The organism is Oryzifoliimicrobium ureilyticum (assembly GCF_037199735.1).
In the GTDB taxonomy this organism is placed as follows: Bacteria; Pseudomonadota; Alphaproteobacteria; order Rhizobiales; family Rhizobiaceae; genus Rhizobium; species Rhizobium ureilyticus.
In genome coordinates, this window is the sequence record NZ_JBBBVQ010000012.1 from 96,886 (window position 1) to 123,783 (window position 26,898).

Genomic DNA, 26,898 nt, shown 5'->3' on the forward strand with positions numbered 1-26,898 from the left:
TTGGAAAGCCGCCACAATAACGGGATAGCAAGGCCGACATGTCAGGAATCGGAAATATCTTAAGCGCCTTGGCGCGAGCGGTGGGCCTGGTTTTCGGCACCGTCCTGGTCCTCGTACTGATCCTGTTGGGCGTGCTGGGCTTTACAAACTTCGGTGCACGCATTGTCACCGAGCGCGTAGCCGCTGCCATTTCAAACCGCGACATGACTGTTCGCATCGAGGATCCGAGCGCCTTGTTGACAGGCGGACTGAGGTCCTCCCGCATTTTGCTGTCCGATACGCGTGGAGTTTACGCAGAGCTCAAAGGCCTATCGATTGATTGGAATCCGACGGCACTCCTCAGCGCGCGGTTTCACGCCACCAATGTGGAAGTGGCATCGATAGATTATATGCGCCCGCCGATCCGAACGCTGCCGAAGCCCCAGCAAGAGGACGGCGGCGGCTTTTCGCTGCCTCTGCGCATTGCGGTCGATCACATCTCCTTGCCCGATATACGCCTGGCGCAAGCCGTCACTGGCCGAGCCTTTGCGCTAGCTGCTCAAGGCAATCTCGCCGCTGACAGTGAGGGCGGCAACGCCTTTATCCAGGTCAATCGGCAAGCTGTTGCGGACGCAAAGCTGACAGCCGATCTCGCCTACAGACCATCGGAAAACCGTCTGCAGCTCAATGCCGAATTGAGCGAACCAAAGGGCGGCCTCGTTGCAGGGTTTCTTGCCCTGCCAGGCGAACCTGCCGTCAAGCTCGACTTGCACGGCGAGGGACCGATTTCGGACTGGCGCGGGCGATTGCAGGCAGCCCTCGATGGGCAGGAAAGGGCTGCGATCGATGCGCATCACACACTTGCCGCCGACAATATTCACCATCTAGATCTGAAGGGCGGCGGCGATTTTGCCGCGCTGCTGCCTGCGCCCTTCCGGCCGCTCTTCGCCGGCCAGACGAATCTCGATATCTCGACGGCATTCGATAACCAGGGCAAGATTGACATCCAGACCGGCAATATTGCCACCGGAAGCGTGGTCATCGCGGCTTCGGGCACCATCGACCCACGCGGTAAGAACAGCCTGAATGCCAATGTGCTCGGAACAGCCGGCCCGGTCGATTTCCGTTGGCCGTTGGCTGAAGGCGAAGCACGCCTCATGATCTCCGGCATCAACCTTGCCCTGACGGGCGACGCTAAGGCTTCCCGTCTGACCGGGAACGTGTCGCTCGATTCCGCGACCCTTCCACAGGCGAATATCGCGAGCACGAAGCTCACCTTGAAAAGCGACAGTTTCAATCTGGCGTCCCAGTCCGGAGCGGTTCAGGTTCGCCTGGTTGTCAGCGATGCCGACATCAAGAACGCCGACGTCAATCGCCTTCTCCAAGGCTCGCTGAATTTGGGCACGACGCTGCAAATATCGCCTGACGCCATCGGCTTTAATGGGACGACGCTCGATACCGGCACCAGTCACGCAAAACTCAACGGCGCCTATCAGCGTGCCACCAGCGTCGTGACAGGCAATACCCAGATCAGTGTCGATCCAGGCGGACTGCCACCAGCACTGGCAACGCGCCTGACAGGGCCGCTCACCGTAGAAAGCCAGATTTCAGGCACCTTGCCGTCCAAGATCGCCCTCACGAATTTCCGGCTGAATTCCGATCTCGTCCAGGCAGCGGGCAATCTTTCGCTGGACGATCAGACGCTCGATGCAGCCCTGACCGGGCGCCTGAACGACCTTGGCAAAGTGCTCGCCAATACCAAGGGCGGAGTCGATTACGACGTGTCCGCCAAGGGACTGCTCACAAACCTCGCACTGACGGCCAACATGAAGGCGGACGTGCTGGAGATGGCGGGCCGCCCGGTGAAAGGATTGCAGCTCAGCCTTAACGGAAACACCGAGCCGAAGGGGGCGGCGGCAAACCTCACCGCCAATGGCACAATCGACAATCAGCCGATCGCCATCAATGCAAATGCCAGCCTGGCTGACGGTTTGGTCGCAGTGCCGAAAATCGATGCCACGGTTGGAAGTAACAAGCTGACCGGCGAGCTTTCTTTCGATACCGCATTCCTGCCGAAAGGATCCTTCTCCTTCGACTTACCCGATATTGGCCTCATGGCAGCTTTGGCGGGGCAAGAGGCTGCCGGCGATCTTAAGGGCGCCATCGATATCGCGAGCGCGTCCGGCAAGACGATGCTGGACGTCAAGGCAAATGGCGAACGCTTGCAGGCAGGAGCGATATCGATCGCCAAGCCGGACATCGCTTTAGCCGTCAGCGATTTGAAAGCGCTAGCGGCAAAGGGCGTCATCAAGGCCGATGAGATTGCCAATCCGGCCAGCAAACTGGTTCAGCCGGTAGTGACGTTGGATCAATCTGGCGATCAGACCAGTTTCAAACTGAACGGCACTTATGACGAGGCGCCCGTTTCGTTGGTCGGCGCATTGCGGACCGGTCCGGAAACGCTCGTTACGCTCGAAACGTTGAGCGCCCGCCCGCGTGGCATCCCGATCGAACTTGCGAACCCGGCTCATGCCACGATTGGCCAGGATGGCCTGCGTCTCGATCGTTTGACCCTCAAAACAGGCAACGGATCGATCGACCTCAGCGGTTCTGCGGGCAAGGCGTTGGAACTGCACGCCGACATCAAGAACTTGCCGGCGAGCCTTGCCAACAACTTTGTTCGGGATCTGGCAGCGGAGGGCATCGTTTCCGGCACGGTTGATGTCACAGGCGAGGCAAAGGCGCCCGTCGGTGATTTCAAGCTTGCCTGGAAGGATGCAGCGACAAACCAAACCAGAATGGCCGGTCTTGCACCGCTCGCTATCGGGACCGATGGCAAGCTCACCGGCAACCAGTTGACCTTTACCGCATCCGCCGTAGGCGGAAAAACCCTGTCTTTAAAGGCTGCCGGCACATACGACATCGCGGGAGCCAATGCAGGCAATCTCAATGCGACGGCAGATATCGTGAACGTGCCAGCCGAACTTGCCAACGGTTTCGTACCCAACCTCGATGCTGAAGGCGCATTGTCCGGCAAGGCAAAGGCGACAGGCAAGCTTTCAGCGCCTGTCGTCGACTTCGACCTTGCTTTGAAAGATGCAGCAACGAGGCAGACCAAGGCCGCCTCGCTTGCCAAGTTGAACCTGACGTCGACCGGCCGGCTTGAAAACAATGTCCTGTCTTTCAAGGCGCAGGCCGCTGGCAAGGACGGACTGTCCCTTTCCGCTGACGGCAGCTATTCCCTCGCCGGCTCATCGGCGCAACTCTTGGATGTCAATGCAAAGCTTGCCAAAGTGCCGGCTTCACTCGTCAATCCTTTTGTGCCCGACATCGACGCCAGTGGCCTGATCTCCGGCTCTTTACAGGCGAAAGGTAAACTACCGCGTCCCGCGGCGAACTTCGATCTGATCTGGACCGACGCCGCCACAAGGCAGACACGCGCTGCTAAACTCTCTGGAACGACCGTTACGGCAAAAGGCAATTTTGCCGATGAAAAACTGGACGCGTCGGCCAAAATCGCCCTCGCCGACGGCGCTGGTGCAAATGCGGACGCGCGTCTGCAGCTCAATGGGACTGCCATCGCGGCGATGAACGTCAATGCGCGTCTTGACCGCATTCCAGCCGCGCTGGCCAATGGATTCGTCCCCAATCTTGATGCCGCCGGGATGCTGTCTGGAACGCTCGTCGCATCGGGCACGCTGGAACAACCAACTGCCGATCTCGACATGAGCTGGAGCAATGCGGCAACGAACCAAACGAGAGCAGCTCACCTTGCGCCACTCGAAGCCAAGACGACCGCTCATCTCGCAAATGGCGCCTTGCAATTTGACACAAGCGCGACAGACGGAAGCGCAACGCAGTTGACTGCATCCGGAACCGCGCATCTGGAAGGGACGACCATTCGCGATCTTCAAGCCAATGCCGACCTGAAGGCTGTTCCGGCCAGCCTTCTGAACTCCTTCCGTCCAGATCTCGACGCGAAGGGAACGATCTCTGCAACGGCCAAGGTTGCAGGCTCATTGCCGAAACCAGCGATTGACTTTACTTTGAACTGGGACGGCGCATCCACGGCGCAAACCAAGACCGCTGGCCTTTCGACACTGACGCTGAAGTCAAAGGGGACCTTCGCCGACAGCGCCATTGCCTTCAACGCCGATCTTTCGGATGAAAGTCGTAGCCTCCTGAAAGCGGACGGCAATGTCTCGCTCAACGGCAATGCCATCGGCGATCTCAAGATCAATGCCGATATCGCCGGCGTACCGGCCAGCATCGCCAATGGCTTCGTGCCGGGGCTTGAAGCGGAGGGTCTGATCACCGGCTCGGCCAAGACATCAGGTTCGCCCGATCAGCCAGTGGTCGACTTCAATTTGGACTGGAAGAATGCCGCAATCGCGCAGATCAAGAAGGCCGGCTTGAGCGGTCTTAGCGTCAACGCTAGCGGCAGACTTGAGAAAGGCCAGTTGGAGTTCCGCACCGCCCTTTCAGGCGGTGGCCTGGCGATCAACGGTGATGGAACCGTGATGATTGCCGGCACTGAAGCAAAGGCTATCAAGGCAAACGCGACGATCGTAAATGTACCGGCAAAACTGGCCAACGGCTTCCTTCCTGGACTGGACGCAGACGGCGTCATTTCTGGAAAAGTTTCTGCAAATGGCACTTTGCCCGTTCCTGACGTCGATTTTGACCTAGCCTGGAAGGATGCAAGAACGCAGCAGACGAAGGCGGCCGCAATTGGTCCTCTATCAGCCACGGCTAAGGGGACGATCAAGGGCGGCAAGCTTGATTTCAATGCGGGCCTGAGCGGAAGCAACGTCTCCCTGAAGGCTAACGGCAGTTACGGCCTCACCGGCGATAGCGCCAAGACCTTGGACCTCAAAGCCGATCTCGCCAATGTGCCGGCCGGCATCGCCAATGCCTTTGTCCCCAATATCGGCGCACAAGGCGTTATTTCCGGCTCCGCGACGGCAAACGGAAAATTGCCGACGCCGAATGGCGAATTTCGGCTGACGTGGAAGAATGCCGGAACGAGCCAGACCAAGAGCGCCGGCCTGCAGAACCTGACGGTGGCGGCCGACGGAAAGCTTGCCAACGGCCGGCTGACATTCAACACCAATCTTTCCGGTGGCGGTGGGCTTACTCTCAAAGGCGGCGGAAATGTGGGGCTTGCCGGCGCGCGCCCGCTTGATCTCAATTTTAATGGCAGTTTGCCGTTCGGCCTTTTGGGCGCGCAACTCTCAGCGCAGGGGTTTAGCGCAACCGGAACCGCGCGCGTCGATCTGAAGATTGCCGGTACTGCCAGCGCACCCGTGATCAACGGCAATCTGTCGACAAGCGGCGCGAAATTTGTTGATGTCCGGCGAAATCTCGCGATCAATAACGTACAGGCCAATATCGACTTCAATGGGCGGCAGGCAACAATCACGCGTCTGTCAGGACAGGTTGGTGGCGGCGGTTCAATTTCAGCATCCGGCACCGTGGGGATAGACCCGGCCGGCGGGTTTCCTGCGGATATACAGGTCAAGCTTGATCGAGCCGTTTATGTCGACGGCACCTTGGTCGTTGCAACGATCGATGGAACGCTTGGCCTCAAAGGCCAGGTGACATCAACGCCCACCTTGAGCGGCCAACTAAGGCTCGAAAAAGCATCGATTACGGTGCCGGCGAAGCTTCCGAGCTCGCTTCAGAAAATCAGGATCAAGCATGTCGATGCACCGACAGCAGTCCGCGCACAGCTCAAGGATATGCAGCCGGTCGCCCCGCGCGGCAAATCTTCAACCATCAATCTCGACATCACGCTGGATGCCCCTTCGCAGATCTTCGTGCGTGGTCGCGGGATTGACGCTGAACTTGGTGGCAGGATTGGCGTCAAAGGAACTGCGGCTGCTCCTGAAGTGACGGGTGGATTCACCATGCGGCGCGGACGCCTTACCATTTTGAACCGGCGTCTCGACTTTACGGACAAGAGCCGCATCACGTTTGCCGGCGATTTGACGCCGGCGCTCAACATGGAAGCGAGCTCCACGTCGGGATCGACAACATTGACGGTCGATGTTGCAGGTGTTGCGACCGATCCCGACATTACTTTCTCGTCCTCTCCCGCCTTACCGCAGGATGAAGTGCTTGCGCAGCTGATTTTCGGACAGTCGATGTCCAAGCTTTCACCTGTGCAGATCGCCCAGCTTGCAGATGCCGTCAGCCAGCTTGCTGGCGGCCGCTCTACATCGCTATTCGAGGGTCTACGCAACCAATTGGGCGTCGACGATCTCGATGTGAGTACCGACGCTCAAGGCCGTACCAGCGTCAGCGTTGGCCGCTACATCAACGAAAAAACCTACTTCGAGCTGAAGCAGGGTGAAGATGGGCCGAAGGCGGTCATCAATCTGGATGTCGGTCGCGGCGTGAAGCTGCGTGCCGGTGCAGGCGGCGCAGGATCTGGCGAAGCCGGTGTCGTCTACGAGCACGAATATTGAGCTCCTCTAAGACAAGGCTTATGAGCAGAGTGAGCGTTGACGGCAGTCGCTTCGCGAACCCTAGGAACAGATCATGCAGACAATTAAAGCCCAGTCGGTAACGCTGATCGGCGCACCCCTGGAGGAAGGCTCCGGCAGACAAGGCGCGTCCATGGGTCCCAAGGCGCTGCGCATTGCAGGCGTAGGCCGGGTACTGGCGGAATTGGGCCATGATGTCGACGATGCGGGCGATCTCAGAGTTTTTCCGGCAGAAGACCTTCCAGACCATGCCAATGCTCATAATCTCAAGGTCGTCGGCGCGTTCACGCGGGCCATCGAAGCTGGTGTCTACGAGATCGCCGCGTCGGGACGCTTTCCACTGATCCTTGGGGGAGACCACAGCCTGTCGATGGGCAGCGTTTCGGCTATGGCCCGTCATGCCGCCGCAATTGGAAGGCCGCTTTTCGTTCTCTGGCTGGATGCGCATTCCGATTTCAATTCGACGCAAACCTCGCCGTCCGGCAATATCCATGGCATGCCTGTCTCGTTCGTTTGCGGCTATGCGAAGCTTGACGGCATTCTTCCGGCCGACCGCCCCTTTGTTGATCCGAAAAAGGTCTTCCAGGTCGGCATAAGATCTGTCGATGCCCACGAGCGCGACGAAATCGCCGAGCACGGCGTCAACGTCTTCGACATGCGCGCCATTGATGAAATGGGCGTGGCAGCGATCATGAAGCAGATCCTTTCCGAGATCAAAGAGGCTAACGGGCTTTTACACGTCAGTCTCGATGTCGACTTTCTGGATCCCGATATCGCCCCTGGCGTAGGCACGACTGTTCCTGGAGGTGCGACGCTTCGCGAAGCACACCTCGTTATGGAGATGCTATCGGACAGCGGCCTCGTATCGTCACTGGATATTGTCGAACTCAATCCCTTCCTCGACGACCGCGGCAAGAGCGCGCGAATCCTGGTCGAGTTGACGGCAAGCCTGTTTGGACGGCGCATCTTCGATCGCCCGACCCGCGCCGCCTGAGCACGAACAGGTAGCTTCCTGCATTTTGCAGATAATCACCTGATTTTATCGGGCTCATTTAGCTTTAAGAAATAAAGTTCGCGTATCGTGCCATGAAGATTACGGAATCAGGCGATTAAGACCCGTTTTCGGGGCCAGCCGGCGGCGAGGGAAAAAGAAAATGATGGCGAATGTAAACTCCAAAAACTTTAGCGGCGATGCGATCGAAATCATTGCCTTTCGCCTGCATGAACAGGAGTTTTGTGTGAAGACGACAACGATCCGCGAAATCCGCGGCTGGGCGCCTTCCACACCGATCCCGCACTCTCCGCCTGACGTGGTCGGCGTTATGAACCTTCGCGGCACGGTAATCCCGATTATCGATCTCGCTTACAAACTCGGCATGACCAGTTCTGTCGCCAACGAGCGCAGCGCGATCGTTGTTGCCGAAGTTCATAACATGGTCGTCGGCATGGTCGTTGATCGAGTATCCGACATCCTCACGATTTCTGCCGATCAGGTTCAGCCTGTACCGGAAGTAACGGCCTCCTTCGACCGCGCCTATTGCGAAGGGATCATTGCCTCCGAAAACGGCATGATCTGCTTCCTCAACCTCTCGAAAATGTTCAAGGGCACTGAAGCGGACGATCTCATCGCTGCTTGATCGACCTCCCGTATCCGTTAGGGTCTTCGGAAAGACTTCACAGCTTTAAAGAATGGAGGCGGCCCGCGGGCCGCTTTTCTGTTTTCTTGCGATAATTTGCCCTATAACTTCCCGCCATGAACACAGGGAGGAATACATGTTTCAGCGCGACCTTTTTGAGGGCTGCAATGTCGTCGTAACCGGTGCAGGAAGAGGCATCGGGCTGGAGGTCGCAGAGCTTTTTCTGAAACATGGCGCAACGATCATCGTGCACACTGGACGAGACCAGGAACGCCCCGTCCCCAATCTCATTAAAACCGCCCAAGCTGACGGCAAGGCAATCCTCATTCCAGGCGATTTCAGTTCATCTGCCGGAACAAAGGCCTTTATCGACGCAGTTGCAGGACACTTCAAAAGCGTCGACGTGCTTGTCAATAACGCAGGCTCAATGCTTGGCCGCTATCCGGCTGCCGGATTGACGGATGAAGACTATCGGAACGTTGTGCAACTTAATCAGACGTCAGTCGTCGAGGTAACGCGCGGTCTTCTGCCGCTCCTGCGCGCCGCAAATAACGCCGCCATCATCAATACCGTCTCCATTTCGGCGCTTACTGGCGGAAGCCCAGGATCAGCTATTTATTCGGCTTCCAAAGCCTTCGTGTCGACCTATTCCAAAGCTCTCGCGCGCGAGCTTGCGCCGGATGGTATTCGCGTCAATTGCGTGTCTCCCGGAACGATCGCAACCGACTTCCACAAGCGCTACTCATCGGCTGAAAAGCTGGAGCAGACCCGAAAGGCGATCCCATTGCAGCGGCTCGGCACTCCGCAAGACTGCGCACCCGCTTATCTCTTCTTGGCGGCCCCATCCTTATCCGGCTATATCACAGGGCAAATCCTCGAAATCAACGGCGGCCAGTTGATCTGCTGATGGTTCCGGCAAGAAGCGCCATCTACCGTGTTGAAAAGTAGAGCCGCGGAACATCTTCTGCGATTTTTGGGGATGCATTCGCAGGAAGGTGAAAGATTGAGGGAAGTAGAGGTAAAAGATTTATTCCTACAAATTTAGCTAAGCTTGCCCGTTCGGGCATGCTATATTCGGTCTATATTATGACATGCCTGGGGAGGAACAATGTTAACTTCAACTTCGATCCCTGAAATCGCCGATCAAAAGAGCGATTCAGCGGCTTGGAAGGCGCGCGCGGCAAGCGCGCTGCTGAAATCCGTCGGTCATCAAACACGGCTGCTGATCCTCTGCATTTTGTCCGAAAGGGAAAAAACAGTTAGCGAGCTTGAAGAGCTCCTTGGTCTTCAGCAGGCGATCGTGTCCCAACAACTTGCCCGTCTCAGAAATGATGGCCTTGTCCATACGAGACGCGACGGAAGGCAGATTTACTACAGCATCAGCAAGCCGGGAACGCAGCTCTTTCTCAAATCCTTGTTCGGGATGCTGCCCTCGCAGGACAACGCCTGACGTCTGCCCTTGGCCAGGAACCTTCAAATGATGCTAGAGTGGCAGCTTCATGAGAGACTGCCATGATCGACAAGCTTGAATTCTTCATTGCGCTGACCCGCGCATCCCATTTCGGCCGAGCAGCAGAAGAGCTTGGGATTTCGCAGCCAACTTTGTCGGCCGCGATTCGTCAACTCGAAGAGCAGCTCGGAGTCATCCTCGTCGTGCGCGGCTCGCGTTTTCAGGGGCTGACGCCGGAGGGCCAGCGCGTTCTTGAGTGGGCGCGCCGTATCGTCGGCGATGCAAGAACCATGCGCGAGGAAATGCGAGCAGCCAGGAAGGGATTGGTTGGCCACATCAGGCTTGCCGTCATTCCCACCTCGCTCTCCATGGTGCCACGGTTGACAGAGCCGTTCCAGGCCCGACATCCCAACGTCACCTTCTCGGTGACATCGAGAACCTCGCTTCAGGTGCTGAGCCAGCTAGAAGATCTCGACATCGACGCCGGCATCACCTACCTGGACAATGAACCGCTCGGCCGCGTGACCAGCGTACCGCTTTATTTCGAGCGATATCATCTTATCACCGCCGCGGGCACGCCACTCGCCGATCGGCAGGAGGTCACCTGGCGTGAGGTTGCCGATCTTCGGCTTTGTCTATTAACGCCCGATATGCAGAACCGGCGGATCATCAATGGCCACATGAAGGAGGCGGGCGTATCGGTAAAGCCGACCTTGGAATCGAACTCCATGATCGTGCTTTTTTCCCATATCCGCACAGGTCAATGGGCCTCGATCATGCCGAAGAATGTCGCCGAATCCTTTGGATTCACGGAAGAAATTCGGATGATACCGATTGTCGAGCCGGTGGCTGAACATCTGGTCGGACTGGTTGCGACGCACCGCGAGCCCTACACCCCATTGGTCTCGGCACTTCTGCATGAAGCACGAGCCAGCGCCGCCACTTCCGCCTTTGATAGAAAAATCCTATCACCCCACGGAAGCCCGATATTGACCTAGACGTGCGCCCTTCGCATGCTTCCTCCATCATCTGGTTGAATCGACCGGCTGGCTTGCCAAGCGACACGATTGTCTGCTTGCGCGTGCTTCGATCCGTAGCAACCGGTCGGTTTGGGAGGACTGACTTATGAATATTCGCGCTGCCGCCCTCGATGAGGCGGCCAAGATCCATGAGATCATCGAGGACTGTCGATCGCTCGAAGGTCCGATGTTGCCAATACTCCATCGCATCCAGGCCGAGTTCGGCTTCGTTCCAGAGAGCGCGAAGGTTCTGATCGGCGAAGCTCTCAATCTTTCGCGTGCAGAAGTGCACGGTGTCGTTAGCTTTTATCACGACTTTCGCAGCCATCCCGCCGGCAGACATGTTTTGAAGCTCTGTCGTGCAGAGGCGTGCCAATCGATGGGCTGCGACGCGCTTGCCGAAAAAGCCAAAGAGATGCTTGGCCTCGACTGGCACGAGACCAGCGCGGATGGAGCGGTTACGCTTGAACCGGTTTTCTGTCTTGGTCTTTGCGCCTCTGCGCCAGCCGCCATGCTGGATGGTAATCTCCATGGCCGTTTGGATGAGCACTGTCTGGCCGAACTCATCGAGGAGACCCGCCGATGAGTGTTCGTCTATATGTTCCGGCCGACGCGGCAGCCCTTGCCGTCGGTGCTGACAAGGTCGCGGCCGAGATCGCAAAGCAGGCCGAGGCGCGCGGTCTCGATGTCGAGATCATCAGGAATGGCTCGCGCGGCATGCTGTGGCTGGAACCTCTGGTGGAAGTTGTAACGCCAAAGGGCCGTGTTGCATTCGGTCCAGTCAAGCCAAGTGATGTCGCAAGCCTTTTCGAAGCTGGCTTCACCGATGGAAACACTCATCCGCTCTGTCTTGGCTTGACAGAAGAAATCCCGTTTCTGAAAGGTCAGACGCGCCTCACATTTGCGCGATGCGGGATCATCGACCCTTTATCGCTTGAAGAGTATCGCCAACACGGCGGCCTGAAAGGGCTTGAGAAAGCCGTTTCTCTGACATCGGCCGAGATTGTTGCTCAAGTCACGGAGAGCGGACTACGCGGACGCGGCGGCGCCGGTTTCCCAACCGGCATCAAATGGAAGACAGTGGCTGACGCCAAGGCAGACCAGAAGTATATCGTTTGCAATGCCGACGAGGGCGATTCCGGCACATTCGCCGACCGCATGATGATGGAAGGCGATCCGTTTCTCCTCATCGAGGGTATGATTATTGCCGGCATCGCAGTGGGTGCGACACGAGGTTACGTCTACACCCGCTCGGAATATCCGCATGCCATTGCCGTCATGGAAAAGGCCGTCGCTGTAGCGCGTCAAGCCGGCCTACTTGGACCGTCTGTCCTTGGCTCGGGATATTCGTTCGACATGGAAGTGCGCGCTGGGGCCGGCGCCTATGTCTGTGGCGAAGAGACCTCGCTGCTGAACAGCTTGGAGGGCAAGCGAGGGACGGTACGCGCCAAGCCTCCTTTGCCAGCCCTGCAAGGTCTGTTCGGCCTGCCGACCGTGGTCAATAATGTAATGTCGCTGACCTCGGTTCCGGTGATCCTCGATAAGGGCCCAGCCTTCTATCGCAATTACGGCGTTGGACGTTCTCATGGCACGATCCCCATTCAGATCGCCGGCAATGTGAAGCATGGCGGTCTTTACGAAACCGCCTTCGGTCTGACGCTCCACCAGTTGATCGAGGAAATTGGCGGAGGAACAATCACGGGAAGGCCAGTCAAGGCGGTGCAGGTCGGCGGGCCTCTCGGTGCTTATTTCCCGCCCTCCCTCTTTGACACGGTCTTCGACTATGAAGCTTTTGCCGCACGTGATGGTCTGATCGGTCATGCCGGCATCGTCGTGTTCGACGACAGTGCCGACATGCTGAAGCAGGCACGCTTCGCCATGGAGTTCTGCGCGGCGGAAAGCTGCGGCAAATGTACCCCATGCCGCATCGGCTCAACGCGCGGCGTGGAAGTTGCGGACAAGATCGCAAAGGGCGTAGAGACCGAAAAGAATCTCGCCCTTTTGACCGACCTCTGTAACACGATGAAATTCGGCTCGCTTTGCGCATTGGGTGGTTTCACGCCCTATCCGGTGCTGAGCGCCATGCGCCATTTCCCGCAGGATTTCGCGCCGACCCCTCTTATCGAAGCAGCGGAGTAACAACCATGCCTCTCGTTCCAGAAATCGATTACGGCACCCCCGCTTCCAAATCCACCGACATGGTGACACTCACGATCGAGGGCCGGGAGATCAGCGTTCCGGCGGGCACCTCGATCATGCGCGCCTCTATGGAAGCCGGCATCGAGGTTCCAAAGCTCTGTGCCACCGACATGGTGGACGCATTCGGCTCCTGTCGTCTCTGTCTTATCGAAATCGAAGGGCGTAACGGCACTCCTGCCTCCTGCACGACGCCGGTCTCGCCGGGTCTCGTGGTCCATACGCAAACCGATCGCCTGAAGCAGATCCGCAAAGGCGTGATGGAGCTTTACATCTCCGACCACCCGCTTGACTGTCTCACCTGTGCCGCCAATGGCGACTGCGAGCTTCAGGATATGGCGGGCGCTGTTGGCCTGCGCGACGTGCGTTATGGCTATGACGGTGACAACCATGTCAAAGCACGGTCGAATGACGGGGGCATGAACGCAAAGTGGATGCCGAAGGATGAAAGCAATCCCTACTTCACCTATGACCCGTCGAAATGCATCGTCTGCTCTCGCTGCGTGCGGGCCTGCGAAGAGGTTCAAGGCACGTTTGCCTTAACGATCGAAGGCCGCGGCTTTGAAAGCCGGGTATCCGCAGGTGCACATGAGGCCTTTCTGCAATCGGAATGCGTCTCGTGCGGTGCATGCGTTCAGGCATGCCCAACCGCTACATTGACGGAAAAATCCGTTATTGAAATCGGCCAGCCAGAACATTCTCTTGTCACCACCTGCGCCTATTGCGGCGTCGGCTGCTCCTTCAAGGCCGAAATGCGAGGCGAGGAGCTGGTACGCATGGTGCCCTGGAAGGATGGGCAGGCCAATCGCGGCCACTCCTGCGTCAAGGGCCGGTTTGCCTATGGCTATGCCAGCCATAAGGACCGTATTCTCAATCCAATGATCCGCGAAAAGATCACCGATCCCTGGCGTGAGGTCACCTGGGATGAGGCCTTTGCCCATGTCGCATCGGAATTTCGCCGGATCCAATATCAATATGGCCGCGACTCCATCGGCGGCATTACCTCGTCGCGTTGTACGAATGAGGAAACCTATCTGGTACAAAAGCTGGTACGGGCCGGCTTCGGGAATAACAATGTCGATACGTGCGCCCGCGTCTGCCATTCGCCGACAGGTTATGGTCTCGGCCAAGCCTTTGGAACCTCTGCTGGCACACAGAACTTCGACTCGGTCGAACATTCGGACGTTGTGCTCGTCATCGGTGCCAACCCCACCGACGGTCACCCGGTTTTCGGATCGCGTCTGAAGAAGCGCTTGCGCAAGGGCGCAAAACTGATCGTCATCGATCCGCGCCGGATCGATCTCGTCCGGACCCCGCATGTAGAAGCAGCGTTTCACCTGCCGCTGAAGCCCGGCACGAATGTCGCCGTCCTTACCGCCCTCGCCCATGTCATCGTCACGGAAGGTCTTGCAAACGAGGCTTTCATTCGTGAGCGCTGCGACTGGTCAGAGTTCGAAGACTGGGCAGCCTTTGTCGCCGAGCCACAGCATAGCCCGGAGGCGACGGAAGTCTTTACCGGCGTGCCCGCTCATCTCGTGCGCGGTGCTGCGCGTCTTTACGCGACAGGCGGCGATGGCGCGATTTACTATGGTCTCGGCGTGACCGAACATAGCCAGGGCTCGACGACGGTCATGGCCATCGCCAATTTGGCCATGGCGACCGGCAACATCGGTCGGCCGGGCGTTGGCGTTAATCCATTGCGTGGCCAGAACAACGTTCAGGGATCGTGCGATATGGGCTCGTTCCCACACGAGCTCCCAGGCTATCGTCATATATCCGATGACGCCACTCGCGACATCTTCGAGAAACTCTGGGGCGTCACGCTCTCCCCGGAGCCGGGCCTTCGTATCCCAAACATGCTCGATGCCGCTGTCGACGGCTCCTTCAAGGGCATCTACATCCAGGGCGAGGATATTCTTCAATCGGATCCCGATACAAAGCACGTGTCGGCAGGGCTTGCCGCCATGGAGTGCGTCGTCGTGCACGATCTCTTCCTGAATGAGACGGCTAACTATGCCCATGTCTTCCTGCCGGGTTCCACCTTCCTCGAAAAGGATGGCACCTTCACCAATGCCGAGCGACGCATCAATCGCGTGCGCAAGGTCATGACGCCGAAGGCCGGCTTTGCCGACTGGGAGGTCACACAAAACCTGGCAAACGCCATGGGTCTCGGCTGGACCTATGCGCATCCCTCACAGATCATGGACGAGATCGCCGCAACCACGCCAAGCTTTGCCGGTGTCTCCTACGCCTATCTGGAAGAGAAAGGTTCGGTGCAGTGGCCTTGCAACGAAGCGTTCCCGGAGGGCTCGCCGATCATGCATATCGACGGCTTCGTTCGTGGGAAAGGCAAGTTCATCCGCACCGAATATGTGGCAACCGACGAAAAGACTGGCCCGCGCTTCCCGCTTCTGCTGACGACGGGCCGCATTCTGTCTCAGTACAACGTCGGCGCCCAAACCCGTCGTACGGACAATGTGGTCTGGCATGAGGAAGATCGCCTGGAGATTCATCCCCACGATGCAGAGCAGCGTGGCATCAAAGAAGGCGACTGGGTGAAGCTTGCAAGCCGTTCCGGTGATACGACATTGCGGGCGACGATCACCACGCGCGTTGCACCCGGCGTCGTCTATACCACCTTCCATCATCCCGGAACGCAGGCCAATGTCATCACGACGGACTTTTCGGACTGGGCGACAAACTGTCCGGAATACAAGGTGACCGCCGTTCAGGTCTCGCCGTCCAACGGCTCGACCGAGTGGCAAGAGGACTATGAAGAACTGTCGCGCCAGTCGCGCCGGATTTCAGGAAAGCTGGAAGCAGCGGAATAAGTGAGGAAGAATGGCTGACCTGAACGGCACGCCTGTCTCCAGCCTGCAATATCGCGACGGTCTTCTCATGCAGACCACGCGTCAGGTGCCCGAAGAAGTGCCGATTGCCTTTTCCTATCGGGGCTCGACGCATGCCGTCATGATGGCGACACCTGATAACCTCGAGGATTTTGCTGTCGGCTTTTCGCTGACAGAAGGGATTATCGAAAAGGCAGGAGACATCGTCTCCATTGAACCAATCGAGGCTGGCGACGGGATCGATGTCCAGATCACCCTTGTTGAGGAAACGGCGGATGCTCTGACGGCGCGCCGCCGCCGGATGGCGGGGCCTGTCGGCTGCGGGCTGTGCGGCATCGAATCGATCGAGCAAGCGACGAGGCAAGTCAAATCCGTTGCCGATACGAAGCTGAGCTTATCGCTCGAAGCGATCTCGGAGGCGATCCACCTTCTTTCCGAGGGCCAGATCCTAAATCGGCAAACACACGCGGTGCATGGCGCAGCCTTCTATCTTCCAGGCTCTCCCGGTGCACTTTTGGCGCTGCGGGAAGATGTTGGTCGCCACAACGCTTTGGATAAGTTGACAGGCGCAGTCCTGCGCGCAGGAAAGACAGGAAGAGACGGCGTCATCGTCGTTACAAGCCGTATTTCGGTGGAAATGGTGCAAAAGGCGGCTGCCCTCGGCAGCCCGATCCTGATTGCGATCTCGGCACCGACTGCGCTTGCCATCAAGACGGCCGAGGCCGCGGGAATGACGTTGGTGGCAATTGCTCGAGGCCGGGATTTCGAGGTTTTTACACGCCCGGACAGAATCGCAACAGAGGGCAAGAAAGATGTCGCATAGCAGTTCGACAGACGAGAAGCTCATTCGAATGGCCAATCAGATCGCGAGCTTTTTCCTGTCGCAGCCGGAAAGAGAACGTGTGGACGGCGTTGCAAGCCACATCAACAAATTCTGGGAGCCGCGCATGCGATTGCGTTTCTTGGACATGATCGAATCCGGTGAAACAGATTTTTTGCCGCTCGTGAAAGAGGCAGCCACAAAGGTCAGACGCCCCGCCTCGAATGCCATGGAGAAAGACCGACAATCGGCACATGAATAACCCCCGTCCCAGGATGGCCCTGAGGATGGGCCGCCGTGACCACAATGCCCACCACGCAGTCCTGCCGGACAGATGGAGAAAGGACACGCCAAGTCTTTGAAACGAGACATCTGTGTTCCGAAAATCAATTGTGATTTCGGGCGCCGATGCGGAAAAGACAGCGGGTTCTTCTTAAGGAATAATGGAGGAGAGAACGGATGGCAGTTGCAACCACATCAAGTGCGCTTGCTAGGCAAGGACTACTCGACAGAGAGCGGATCGTGGCGCGTGCCGGCTTTAATCGCTGGCTCGTACCACCCTCGGCGCTCGCAATTCATCTATGCATCGGCATGGCTTACGGCTTCAGTGTCTTCTGGCTTCCGCTCAGCAAGGCGCTGCCGGTTACCGATCCAAGCTGCGCGCAACTCAGCCTGATCGGAGCACTCACGACCACGTCCTGTAACTGGCGCGTGGCCGATCTTGGATGGATCTACACTCTCTTCTTCGTCCTTTTGGGTTGTTCGGCTGCTCTTTGGGGTGGTTGGCTTGAAAAAGTCGGGCCTCGTAAAGCCGGTTTCGTCTCCGCCTGCTGCTGGTGCGGCGGCATTATGATCGCAGCGCTCGGCGTCGCCACGCACCAACTGTGGCTGATGTGGCTGGGAGCCGGCGTCATTGGCGGTGTCGGGCTCGGTCTTGGCTACATCTCCCCCGTTTCGACGCTGATCAAGTGGTTCCCAGACCGGCGCGGCATGGCAACCGGCATGGCCATCATGGGCTTTGGCGGCGGCGCAATGATTGGAGCGCCACTTGCCAACCTTCTGATGAACCACTTCAAAACCGACACCTCCCCGGGCGTCTGGCAAACCTTCGTCGTCATGGCGGTCATCTACTTCATCTTCATGATGGGCGGTGCATTTGGTTACCGGATCCCGCCGGCTGGATGGCGCCCTGAAGGTTGGGTACCACCGGCGGCCAAAAGCGCGATGATCACCAACCGCCACGTACACCTGAGGGATGCGCATCGGACGCCGCAATTCTGGTTGATCTGGGCCGTTCTTTGCCTCAACGTCTCGGCCGGCATTGGCGTTCTCGGCATGGCTTCGCCAATGCTGCAGGAAATCTTCGCAGGTTCTCTGATTGGTCAGCCTGGCGTGGCCTTCGCACAGCTCGACGCCGGACAGAAGGTCCAGATCGCTGCGATTGCGGCCGGCTTCACAGGTCTTTTATCGCTCTTCAACATCGGCGGCCGTTTCTTTTGGGCTTCGCTGTCGGATCGCCTGGGCCGCAAGAATACCTATTTCTGCTTCTTCATCATCGGCATCATTCTTTACGCTCTTGCGCCAACCTTCGCGACAATGGGATCAAAAGCGCTCTTTGTGCTTTCCTTCGGCATCATCCTGTCGATGTATGGCGGTGGCTTCGCGACGGTGCCGGCATATCTTGCCGATATCTTCGGGACACAATTCGTCGGAGCCATTCACGGCCGACTCCTGACTGCCTGGTCTGTTGCCGGTATCTTCGGACCGAACGTCGTCAACTATATCCGCGAGGCGCAAATCTCGGCCGGCGTGTCGCCTGGTCCTGCTCTCTATTCCGGGACGATGTACATCCTTGCTGGAATGCTCGCCCTTGGCCTTATTGCCAATGCTTGCGTCAGACCCCTATCCAGCAAGTGGTTCATGTCTGACGCAGAGGTGGCCGAACTGCAGGCGAAGACAGCAGCAGCCTCAGCAGGTCCAACGGGGTCCTTTGGAATTGGAACCGGACAGTTTGATGCCAAGGCGCTTCTTGCTTGGGCTGTCGTCGTTATTCCGCTTCTGTGGGGCGTTTGGATGACCTTGAAGAGCAGCTTGGTGCTCTTCAGCTAAGCAAGACGAAATGACATCTCACGAGCGCTCTGCGGACAACACAGAGCGCTCTTTTTTATGCGGGGACAATGCAGTAGGAGCAGGTGCCTGCAGCTCTCAGACATGGCTCAGCACCTTAGGAAAGCAAAGCGAGAGAGTGGACACTATTGTCTCTTGCACGAGAGAGCCATGTGAATGACGGCTGAAGAGTCCGGTCATCCCGTGGGCTTGCTGAAGCACTTCATCTCGCCCAGTAAGACATTGGATGTGTGAACATCACAAAAGAAAAGGCGCCCGCCGAAACAGACGAGCGCATCCGCAATGGGATATCGAGCGAGAAGATCAATCCTGCTGAACAACGCCCCGCAGGTGCGTGAGCTCCATGATGAAGTGCTCGAGCTTTGACTTGTGCTCGTGATGTTCGGCGTCTTCCATTTCCTTACGCGCTGCATCGATACGACGCTGCAGTTCGTCTTTGGCAATATCCTGCACAGCGATCGCCGATTCTGCCAACAGCGTGCAACCGGTCGGCAGAATATCTGCGAACCCGCCGAACACGACATAGTCTTTCTTCGTGCCGGCAGCGTTACGCACGCTGACGATGCCCGGCTTAATGGTCGTCATTGTCGGCGCATGGTTGGCCATGACGGTCATTTCGCCCTCGGTGGCCGGAAGAACGACCTCCGTTACCTGCTCCGAAAGAAGCAGACGCTCAGGGGAAACGAGCTCGAAATTGAAATTGTCAGCCATGACGCTTCACTTCTTGATGTTCTCAAAATGCAGGAGCAGTGCGTCGAACCTGCCGACGCACCACGTGATCAAGATCAGGCTGCAGCAGCCGTGAGCTTCTTGGCCTTTTCGATCGCTTCGTCGATACCGCCGACCATGTAGAAGGCAGCTTCCGGAAGGTGATCGTACTCGCCGTTAACCAGGCCCTTGAAGCCCTTGATCGTGTCTTCGAGCGAAACCAGCTTGCCAGGCGCGTTGGTGAACACTTCAGCAACGTGGAACGGCTGCGACAGGAAGCGCTCGATCTTACGAGCACGCGCAACGATCAGCTTGTCTTCTTCAGACAGTTCGTCCATGCCCAAGATCGCGATGATGTCCTGCAGAGACTTGTAGCGCTGCAGCGTCGACTGAACCTTACGGGCAACTTCGTAATGCTCTTCACCAATGATCATCGGGTCGAGCATGCGCGACGTAGAGTCGAGCGGGTCCACAGCCGGGTAAATACCCTTTTCAGCAATCGAGCGCGACAGAACGGTCGTTGCATCCAAGTGGGCGAAGGACGTTGCCGGCGCAGGGTCGGTCAAGTCGTCGGCCGGAACGTAAATAGCCTGAACCGAGGTGATCGATCCCTTGGTCGTCGTGGTGATGCGTTCTTGCAGAGCACCCATGTCCGTGGCCAGCGTCGGCTGATAACCAACGGCCGAAGGGATACGGCCGAGCAGAGCCGACACTTCCGAGCCAGCCTGCGTGAAGCGGAAGATGTTGTCCACGAAGAACAGAACGTCCTGGCCTTCATCACGGAAGTGCTCAGCGACGGTCAGACCCGTCAGTGCAACGCGGGCGCGAGCGCCTGGCGGCTCATTCATCTGGCCATAGACGAGCGCGCACTTGGAACCGGCAGCAGAACCGTTGTTCTCATGCGGATCGACGTTGACCTTGGACTCGATCATTTCGTGATAAAGATCGTTCCCTTCGCGGGTACGCTCGCCCACACCGGCGAATACCGAGTAGCCACCGTGTGCTTTAGCAACGTTGTTGATCAACTCCATGATCAAAACGGTCTTGCCAACGCCGGCGCCGCCGAACAGGCCGATCTTACCGCCCTTGGCGTAAGGCGCGAGAAGATCGACGACCTTGATGCCCGTGACCAGAATGTTCGCTTCCGTCGACTGCTCGACATACTCAGGGGCAGGCTGGTGGATCGCACGACGGCCGGACGTTGTAACCGGGCCAAGTTCGTCGACCGGCTCACCGATGACGTTCATGATGCGGCCGAGCGTCTCAGCGCCAACCGGAACCGAGATCGGTGCACCGGTGTCGGCCACTTGCTGACCGCGGACCAGACCTTCGCTCGAGTCCATCGCGATGGTGCGGACCACGTTTTCGCCGAGATGCTGAGCAACTTCGAGAACGAGACGATTTCCGCCATTCGTCGTCTCGAGCGCGTTCAGAATCGCCGGCAGTTCGCCTTCGAACGCAACGTCGACGACGGCGCCGATAACCTGCGTGATTTTGCCGGTTGCCTTAGCCATGTTTCTACCCTCTTTCCCTGGGTCTCAGAGCGCTTCCGCGCCCGAAATGATTTCAATGAGTTCCTTGGTGATCTGAGCCTGACGCTGGCGGTTGTAGCTCAGCGTCAACTTGTTGATCATTTCACCGGCGTTCCGCGTCGCATTGTCCATGGCGCTCATCTTTGCGCCCATCTCACCAGCAACATTCTCCAGCAGAGCCTTGAAGATCTGGACGGAAATGTTACGCGGGATAAGATCCTCGAGAATGCTGGCCGGATCCGGCTCATATTCATAGACAGCATTGCTGTGAGCGGAGTCTTGCTCGGAAACAGCCGGAGCCGTTGCAGGGATAAGCTGCTGGGCTGTCGGTATCTGGCTGATCACCGACTTGAACTCGGAATAGAACAGCGTGCAAACGTCGAATTCGCCCGCATTGAACATCTCGATCAACCGCCGGCCGATCTCGTCTGCAGTCTCAAAGCTGATCCGCTTGACATCCCGCAACTCTTTGCGCTCGATAATCATCGAGCCGAACTCGCGGCGCAGGATGTCGTAGCCCTTCTTGCCGACGGTGAAGATCTTAACCGTCTTGCCTTCGGCAACGAGCTTGCGGATGTGGTCGCGCGCAAAACGCGCGATCTGTGAGTTGAAACCGCCTGCCAGACCGCGATCTGCAGTGCATACGACCAGGAGGTGAACCTGGTCTTTGCCCGTGCCGGTCATCAGCAGCGGAGCGCCGTCGGCGTCGCTGACAGCGCCGGCGATATTGGCGAGAACGGCCGCCATACGCTCAGAATAGGGCCTTGCGGCTTCGGCCGCTTCCTGGGCGCGCCGAAGCTTCGCCGCAGCGACCATCTTCATCGCCTTGGTGATCTTCTGCGTCGCCTTGACGGAGACGATCCGGTTTTTCAGATCCTTGAGTGAAGGCATCCGTTATTTTCCTAATTGATGCCGATCAGGTGAACGACTTGGAAAAGCTGTCGAGAGCCGAAACCAGCTTCGCCTTGGTGTCGTCGCTGATCGCCTTTTCTGTGCGGATCGCGTCGAGGATCGCCTTACCTTCGGATCGAAGGTAGGACAGCAAGCCCTGCTCGAACTTGCCAACAGAAGTAACCGGCAGCTTGTCGAGGTAGCCATTGACACCGGCGAAGATCACGGCGACCTGCTCTTCCGTCTTCAGCGGCGAGAACTGCGGCTGCTTCAGAAGCTCCGTCAGGCGTGCACCGCGGTTCAGAAGGCGCTGCGTTGCAGCATCAAGGTCCGAGCCGAACTGCGCGAAGGCAGCCATTTCGCGGTACTGCGCGAGCTCACCCTTGATCGAACCGGCAACCTGCTTCATCGCCTTGATCTGAGCCGAAGAACCGACGCGCGACACCGACAGACCGACGTTAACGGCTGGACGGATACCCTGATAGAAGAGGTCCGTTTCAAGGAAGATCTGGCCGTCGGTGATCGAAATCACGTTGGTCGGAATGAACGCCGAAACGTCGTTACCCTGCGTTTCGATGACAGGCAGAGCTGTCAGCGAACCAGCGCCGCGCTCGTCGCTCATCTTTGCAGCGCGCTCAAGCAGGCGCGAGTGCAGATAGAAAACGTCGCCGGGATAGGCTTCGCGGCCTGGCGGACGACGCAGAAGCAGAGACATCTGGCGGTAGGACACAGCCTGCTTGGACAGATCGTCATAAGCGATCAGAGCGTGCTGGCCGTTGTCGCGGAAATATTCGCCCATTGCGCATCCGGCAAATGGCGCCAGGAACTGCATCGGAGCAGGATCGGAAGCGGTGGCCGCAACGACGATCGAGTACTTCAAAGCGCCACGCTCTTCGAGAACCTTCACGAACTGGGCAACCGTGGAACGCTTCTGGCCGACGGCGACGTATACACAGAACAGCTTGTCGTTTTCCGGGCCATTGTCGTGGATCGGCTTCTGGTTGAGGAAGGCGTCCAAAATAATAGCGGTCTTGCCGGTCTGGCGGTCACCAATGACGAGCTCGCGCTGACCACGGCCAACTGGGATGAGGGCATCAATTGCCTTCAGGCCGGTCGACATCGGCTCATGAACCGATTTGCGCGGAATGATGCCAGGAGCCTTAACGTCAACGCGTGCACGCTTGGCCGAGTTGATCGGACCCTTGCCGTCGATCGGATTGCCGAGCGCGTCAACGACGCGGCCGAGCAGTTCCGGACCAACCGGCACGTCCACGATGGCGCCCGTACGCTTGACGGTGTCGCCTTCCTTAATGTCACGGTCGGAACCGAAAATAACGACACCGACGTTGTCGCTTTCCAGGTTCAACGCCATGCCGCGAATTCCGTTCGGGAACTCGACCATTTCACCGGCCTGAACATTGTCCAGACCGTAAACGCGGGCAATACCGTCACCGACGGAAAGAACCTGGCCGACTTCCGAAACTTCAGCTTCTTGGCCGAAATTTTTGATTTGATCTTTGAGAATTGCGGAAATTTCCGCGGCGCGGATATCCATCAGCCAACCTCTTTCAGTGCAAGCTTGAGGGTAGAAAGTTTGGTGCGAAGCGACGTATCGATCTGACGGGAGCCGACTTTCACGACCAGACCGCCAAGGATCGAAGGATCGACGGTCACGGAAACCGCGACGTCTTTCCCGGTGACGCCCTTCAGCGCCGCCTTCAGTTCATTTTCTTGCTCGGGGGAGAGCGCATGGGCCGAAACAACATCGGCTGTCAGCTCACCACGATGACGCGCAGCAATAACGCGGTAGGCCTTGATCATGCCGGGCAAAGCAAACAGACGGCGATTGCGAGCAACCAGCTTAACGAAGTTGCCGACGAAGCCTGAGATACCGGCCTTTTCGCAAAGGGCCGAGATGCCTGCGAGCTGCTCATCGGCCGAAAAGACCGGGCTGCTCACGAAGCGGCGCAGATCCTCGCTCTCGTCAAGCATGGCCTGCAGGCGACCAAGATCGGAAGAAACGGCATCAAGCGCACCTTCTTCAAGGGCAAGCTCGAACAACGACGAGGCATATCGTTCTGCGACACCAGAAATAAGCTGGGACGTGTCTGCCACGGGCACAATTTTCCCTGATTTCGAACCGAGATACCCGCCACCGGTAGTGCGGTGCCTATACCTCTGAATTCGCGATGATTTCCCCCAGAAATCCGCAAGGAAGACCCTTGCTTATTCCGAATTTCGGGGGTCCGTCTAACATAGGATATCAGGACTCGCAACACGCCTATGGCTTGAATGTGGCCTTAGTGCACATTTCACAGTTAAAAATACTCTTTAAACGGAGAAAACAGTCTCATTCGTCCCAGATTGGCGGTTCTATCAGTTCGCGAAAAATCCCCCGGCATAGCCGAGTGGCAAAGCGGCCAAAACGATCTGCGCGATGAGCAGCAGATAATTTGCGATGGTATTGCCCTTATCGGACAACAGGGAAATCAGCCTTGCGAAGACCGCCATCGCGAAGGAGGCTCCGAGCGCCATGTAGATCCAATCCTGTGCAAGGCAGATCGCCGCCAGGCCAAATCCCAGGTAAAATCCGCCGGTAGAGCGCGTTTCGGCAAAGCCGTCACGCCGCCCTTCCCTTGGCATAAGCCCTTGAATTTTTTGCGCGTAGCCGGGGGCAAACATCATAAAGAGCCCTAGCAATGCTGTCACGGCTGCGGCAAGGAAGGCAAGCCGCTCTCCAAATTCGGTCGGAAAGTAAAGTTCCATCAGTCTGTCCTGGAAGCAAATCTCGCGGCCTTATGACACGAAGTCGGCGGATATTAAACCGTTCAGCCGCCCGCGCTTAAAGAAAGCTTTGCGGATCGACATCGACCTGCACATGAAGGGTGCCACGGATTTTCGGCGCGCTTTCCATCAACTTGCGCAAAAATGCCTGCATATCGCAATGACGACGGGCGTGAACCAGCAGCCGGAAACGATATCGCCCACGCACAAGCGCAAGCGGAGCCTCGGCTGGACCAAGCAGATCGATGCCGCTTGCATGCGGCGCATTGGCGCGCATCGCACGCGCATAACCTTCCGCATCCTGGCGCGTTTCAGCCGATACGATAATGGATGCCAGACGTCCGAAAGGCGGCAAATGAGCCCTTTCCCTTTCAACAACTTCTCGTTCGTAAAAGGCTTCGACATCGCCCGAAACGATCGCCTGCATCACCGGATGCTGCGGTTGATAGGTCTGGATCAGTCCCCGGCTTTTAAGGCCGGTACGGCCGGCACGACCCGTCACCTGCGACAACAGCTGGAAGGTTCTCTCCGCAGCCCTTGGATCGCCGTTGGCAAGGCCAAGGTCCGCATCGATGATACCGACCAAAGTCATAAGCGGAAAATTATGGCCCTTTGCCACGAGCTGTGTGCCGATCACGATATCAGCCTGGCCTTCGGCAATAGCATCAAGCTCCATGCGCAACCGCTTGACGCCGCCCGTTATGTCGGACGAAAGCACGATGGTGCGCGCTTCAGGAAAATGCCGTTCCACCTCTTCGGCAATCCGCTCCACCCCTGGGCCGCAGGCGACAAGATGATCGAGCGTTCCGCATTCGGGACAAGCTTCTGGCGTGGGCTGCGAATAACCGCACTGATGGCACTGGATCTGCTGGCGAAAGCGATGTTCGACAAGCCAGCTCGAACATTGCGGGCATTGGAAGCGATGTCCGCAGACGCGGCACAGCGTCAGCGGTGCATAGCCGCGACGATTGAGAAACAAAAGCGACTGCTCGCCTTTCTCCTTGGTTCGTCCGATTTCACGCACGAGAAGCGGCGAGAGGAAACCGCCACGCTCCGGTGGATGCCTGCGCATGTCGAGAAGATGAAGGTCAGGGAGTGCCGCATCGCCGAAACGCGTTGGCAAATGAACGGTCCGATAGCGGCCCGACTGGCCGTTGACACGGCTTTCCACCGATGGCGTCGCTGAAACGAGCACGACCGGAAACTGGCCGATCCTGGCTCGCACCACTGCCATGTCGCGCGCATTGTAGAAGATGCGGTCCTCCTGCTTGTAAGCGGGATCATGCTCTTCATCCACGACGATCAGCCCAAGATCTTCGAATGGCAGGAAAAGAGCCGAGCGCGCCCCGGCGACAACCCTCACCTCCCCCATGACAGCCTGGCGCCAGACCTTTTCACGCATGCGCGGGGCGAGATCGGAGTGCCATTCGGCGGGCTTGGATCCAAAACGCGCTTCAAAGCGCGACAGAAAGCCGGCCGTCAGCGCGATTTCAGGCAGCAGGATCAGCACCTGCTTCCCGCGCCGCAGCGTCTCGGCGATGGCTTCGAAATAGACCTCCGTCTTGCCCGAGCCGGTGACACCGTCGATCAGCGATACGCAAAAGCCGCCCTTGGCGATCTCTTCACGCAGTTCGGCTGCCGCTGAAGTCTGCGGACCTTCAAGCCGAGGCGCGGCATAATCTGGATCGGGCTTTGCAACCACCGGGGGTGGCGGCAGGAAGATCGTTTCGAAGATGCCCTGCGCGATCAAACCATCGACAACGCTGGGCGATACACCTGCTGCATGGGCAAGTCCCGTGCGTGTCCAGGACGGTGCTGAGGATGCCGCCTCCAAAACCCGCCCGCGCGCCGGCGTCATACGATCAGGGAAACCGCCGACAAACTGCAGACCCTCAATCATCGGCTCCGGCTCGAACGCGTTCGGCGCGCGCAAGGCCATCCGTGCCACGAGTCCAGGCGGTGACAACGTATAGGAAGCCACCCACTCGATGAAAGAGCGCATCTCCTTTGTCAGGGGCGGACAGTCGAAGACGTGGCTGATCGGGCGCAACTTTTTCGGATCGACACCATCTCCCTCTCCGTCCCAGACAACGCCGATCACCTGGCGCGGCCCAAGCGGCACTTGTACCAGCGAGCCTGCTTCGACCGCCATTCCCTCCGGCACGGCATAGGAATAGGCCGAGGGCGCTGGCAGTGGAACCATGACAGGAACGGTGCGGCTTAGGGCAGGCGCCTTGAATATTTCGCCGAAGAGATCGCTGGATTCGCTGCTCATCGCGCCGAACTACGCCTGGAGGTGCCAGAAGACAAACGCCGATCAACCTGGCAATCAAGATCGTTTGAACGCGAAAGGATCGCGGCAGGCCAGATCGCCTGCCGGTCAAGCCCGGATCGCAGCCGATATTCAGAACAGAAAGA

At 58.0% G+C, this 26,898-nt stretch carries 18 protein-coding genes and 1 pseudogene; 12 read left to right on the forward strand and 7 right to left on the reverse strand.

Features of this window, described 5'->3' with window-relative positions; translation table 11 throughout:
* Window positions 1-38 precede the first annotated feature (38 nt).
* The 12 genes and pseudogenes from VQ830_RS17000 to VQ830_RS17055 all read left to right on the forward strand — a co-directional run bounded on the left by VQ830_RS17000 (window position 39) and on the right by VQ830_RS17055 (window position 18,547).
* Window positions 39-6,449: a translocation/assembly module TamB domain-containing protein gene (locus VQ830_RS17000; RefSeq protein ID WP_337269329.1), complete on the forward strand. Its 6,411-nt coding sequence runs from the start codon at window positions 39-41 to the stop codon at window positions 6,447-6,449.
* 73 nt (window positions 6,450-6,522) lie between these two features.
* Complete coding sequence (gene rocF / locus VQ830_RS17005) at window positions 6,523-7,461, forward strand: arginase (RefSeq protein WP_337269330.1); 939 nt, start codon at window positions 6,523-6,525, stop codon at window positions 7,459-7,461.
* Between the two features lie 163 nt (window positions 7,462-7,624).
* Window positions 7,625-8,104, forward strand: coding sequence for a chemotaxis protein CheW (locus VQ830_RS17010; RefSeq protein ID WP_337269413.1), 480 nt, complete (start codon window positions 7,625-7,627; stop codon window positions 8,102-8,104).
* A 136-nt stretch (window positions 8,105-8,240) separates the two neighbouring features.
* Window positions 8,241-9,011, forward strand: a complete 771-nt coding sequence (locus VQ830_RS17015; RefSeq protein ID WP_337269331.1) for an SDR family NAD(P)-dependent oxidoreductase — start codon at window positions 8,241-8,243, stop codon at window positions 9,009-9,011.
* A 201-nt stretch (window positions 9,012-9,212) separates the two neighbouring features.
* On the forward strand, window positions 9,213-9,554 hold the full coding sequence (locus tag VQ830_RS17020) for an ArsR/SmtB family transcription factor (protein WP_337269332.1): 342 nt from the start codon (window positions 9,213-9,215) through the stop codon (window positions 9,552-9,554).
* Window positions 9,555-9,616: 62 nt separating this feature from the next.
* Window positions 9,617-10,552, forward strand: coding sequence for a LysR family transcriptional regulator (locus tag VQ830_RS17025; RefSeq protein ID WP_337269333.1), 936 nt, complete (start codon window positions 9,617-9,619; stop codon window positions 10,550-10,552).
* A 127-nt stretch (window positions 10,553-10,679) separates the two neighbouring features.
* The gene (locus VQ830_RS17030; RefSeq protein WP_337269334.1) at window positions 10,680-11,159 is read left to right on the forward strand and encodes a formate dehydrogenase subunit gamma; all 480 of its coding nucleotides are present in this window, start codon (window positions 10,680-10,682) and stop codon (window positions 11,157-11,159) included.
* Window positions 11,156-12,712 carry a formate dehydrogenase beta subunit gene (locus VQ830_RS17035; protein ID WP_337269335.1) on the forward strand — a complete coding sequence of 519 codons (1,557 nt, stop codon included), beginning with the start codon at window positions 11,156-11,158 and terminating at the stop codon, window positions 12,710-12,712. The genes VQ830_RS17030 and VQ830_RS17035 overlap by 4 nt, the downstream gene beginning before the upstream one ends.
* Window positions 12,713-12,717: 5 nt before the next feature.
* A complete protein-coding gene (fdhF, locus tag VQ830_RS17040) occupies window positions 12,718-15,600 on the forward strand; it encodes a formate dehydrogenase subunit alpha (protein WP_337269336.1) in 2,883 nt (960 codons plus the stop codon).
* A 10-nt stretch (window positions 15,601-15,610) separates the two neighbouring features.
* Entirely contained in the window at window positions 15,611-16,441 is an 831-nt protein-coding gene (fdhD, locus tag VQ830_RS17045) for a formate dehydrogenase accessory sulfurtransferase FdhD (protein ID WP_337269337.1), read from the forward strand.
* A pseudogene (locus VQ830_RS17050) lies at window positions 16,431-16,673 on the forward strand (formate dehydrogenase subunit delta); the annotation flags it as partial. The gene fdhD and the pseudogene VQ830_RS17050, both read left to right, overlap by 11 nt.
* Window positions 16,674-16,897: 224 nt before the next feature.
* A complete protein-coding gene (locus tag VQ830_RS17055) occupies window positions 16,898-18,547 on the forward strand; it encodes an OFA family MFS transporter (protein ID WP_337269339.1) in 1,650 nt (549 codons plus the stop codon).
* A 321-nt stretch (window positions 18,548-18,868) separates the two neighbouring features.
* Here the strand turns inward: VQ830_RS17055 and VQ830_RS17060 are convergent, their stop codons facing one another.
* The 7 genes from VQ830_RS17060 to VQ830_RS17090 form a co-directional block, all read right to left on the reverse strand.
* Window positions 18,869-19,276, reverse strand: coding sequence for a F0F1 ATP synthase subunit epsilon (locus VQ830_RS17060; RefSeq protein WP_337269340.1), 408 nt, complete (start codon window positions 19,274-19,276; stop codon window positions 18,869-18,871).
* A gap of 74 nt (window positions 19,277-19,350) precedes the next feature.
* Complete coding sequence (atpD, locus tag VQ830_RS17065; protein ID WP_337269341.1) at window positions 19,351-20,787, reverse strand: F0F1 ATP synthase subunit beta; 1,437 nt, start codon at window positions 20,785-20,787, stop codon at window positions 19,351-19,353.
* Window positions 20,788-20,811: 24 nt separating this feature from the next.
* On the reverse strand, window positions 20,812-21,696 hold the full coding sequence (locus tag VQ830_RS17070; protein WP_337269342.1) for a F0F1 ATP synthase subunit gamma: 885 nt from the start codon (window positions 21,694-21,696) through the stop codon (window positions 20,812-20,814).
* A gap of 25 nt (window positions 21,697-21,721) precedes the next feature.
* A complete protein-coding gene (gene atpA, locus VQ830_RS17075; protein WP_337269343.1) occupies window positions 21,722-23,251 on the reverse strand; it encodes a F0F1 ATP synthase subunit alpha in 1,530 nt (509 codons plus the stop codon).
* Window positions 23,251-23,817, reverse strand: a complete 567-nt coding sequence (locus VQ830_RS17080) for a F0F1 ATP synthase subunit delta (protein WP_337269344.1) — start codon at window positions 23,815-23,817, stop codon at window positions 23,251-23,253. The genes atpA and VQ830_RS17080 overlap by 1 nt, the downstream gene beginning before the upstream one ends.
* 255 nt (window positions 23,818-24,072) lie before the next feature.
* Complete coding sequence (locus VQ830_RS17085; protein WP_337269345.1) at window positions 24,073-24,462, reverse strand: AGROH133_08824 family phage infection protein; 390 nt, start codon at window positions 24,460-24,462, stop codon at window positions 24,073-24,075.
* A gap of 76 nt (window positions 24,463-24,538) precedes the next feature.
* The gene (locus VQ830_RS17090) at window positions 24,539-26,755 is read right to left on the reverse strand and encodes a primosomal protein N' (RefSeq protein WP_337269346.1); all 2,217 of its coding nucleotides are present in this window, start codon (window positions 26,753-26,755) and stop codon (window positions 24,539-24,541) included.
* Between the last annotated feature and the right edge of the window lie 143 nt (window positions 26,756-26,898).

Coding starts and splice junctions, on each gene's coding strand:
- VQ830_RS17000 (WP_337269329.1), top strand. CDS start 39: ATGTCAGGAATCGGAAATATCTTAAGCGCCTTGGCGCGAGCGGTGGGC.
- rocF (WP_337269330.1), top strand. CDS start 6,523: ATGCAGACAATTAAAGCCCAGTCGGTAACGCTGATCGGCGCACCCCTG.
- VQ830_RS17010 (WP_337269413.1), top strand. CDS start 7,625: ATGGCGAATGTAAACTCCAAAAACTTTAGCGGCGATGCGATCGAAATC.
- VQ830_RS17015 (WP_337269331.1), top strand. CDS start 8,241: ATGTTTCAGCGCGACCTTTTTGAGGGCTGCAATGTCGTCGTAACCGGT.
- VQ830_RS17020 (WP_337269332.1), top strand. CDS start 9,213: ATGTTAACTTCAACTTCGATCCCTGAAATCGCCGATCAAAAGAGCGAT.
- VQ830_RS17025 (WP_337269333.1), top strand. CDS start 9,617: ATGATCGACAAGCTTGAATTCTTCATTGCGCTGACCCGCGCATCCCAT.
- VQ830_RS17030 (WP_337269334.1), top strand. CDS start 10,680: ATGAATATTCGCGCTGCCGCCCTCGATGAGGCGGCCAAGATCCATGAG.
- VQ830_RS17035 (WP_337269335.1), top strand. CDS start 11,156: ATGAGTGTTCGTCTATATGTTCCGGCCGACGCGGCAGCCCTTGCCGTC.
- fdhF (WP_337269336.1), top strand. CDS start 12,718: ATGCCTCTCGTTCCAGAAATCGATTACGGCACCCCCGCTTCCAAATCC.
- fdhD (WP_337269337.1), top strand. CDS start 15,611: ATGGCTGACCTGAACGGCACGCCTGTCTCCAGCCTGCAATATCGCGAC.
- VQ830_RS17055 (WP_337269339.1), top strand. CDS start 16,898: ATGGCAGTTGCAACCACATCAAGTGCGCTTGCTAGGCAAGGACTACTC.
- VQ830_RS17060 (WP_337269340.1), bottom strand. CDS start 19,276: ATGGCTGACAATTTCAATTTCGAGCTCGTTTCCCCTGAGCGTCTGCTT.
- atpD (WP_337269341.1), bottom strand. CDS start 20,787: ATGGCTAAGGCAACCGGCAAAATCACGCAGGTTATCGGCGCCGTCGTC.
- VQ830_RS17070 (WP_337269342.1), bottom strand. CDS start 21,696: ATGCCTTCACTCAAGGATCTGAAAAACCGGATCGTCTCCGTCAAGGCG.
- atpA (WP_337269343.1), bottom strand. CDS start 23,251: ATGGATATCCGCGCCGCGGAAATTTCCGCAATTCTCAAAGATCAAATC.
- VQ830_RS17085 (WP_337269345.1), bottom strand. CDS start 24,462: ATGGAACTTTACTTTCCGACCGAATTTGGAGAGCGGCTTGCCTTCCTT.
- VQ830_RS17090 (WP_337269346.1), bottom strand. CDS start 26,755: ATGAGCAGCGAATCCAGCGATCTCTTCGGCGAAATATTCAAGGCGCCT.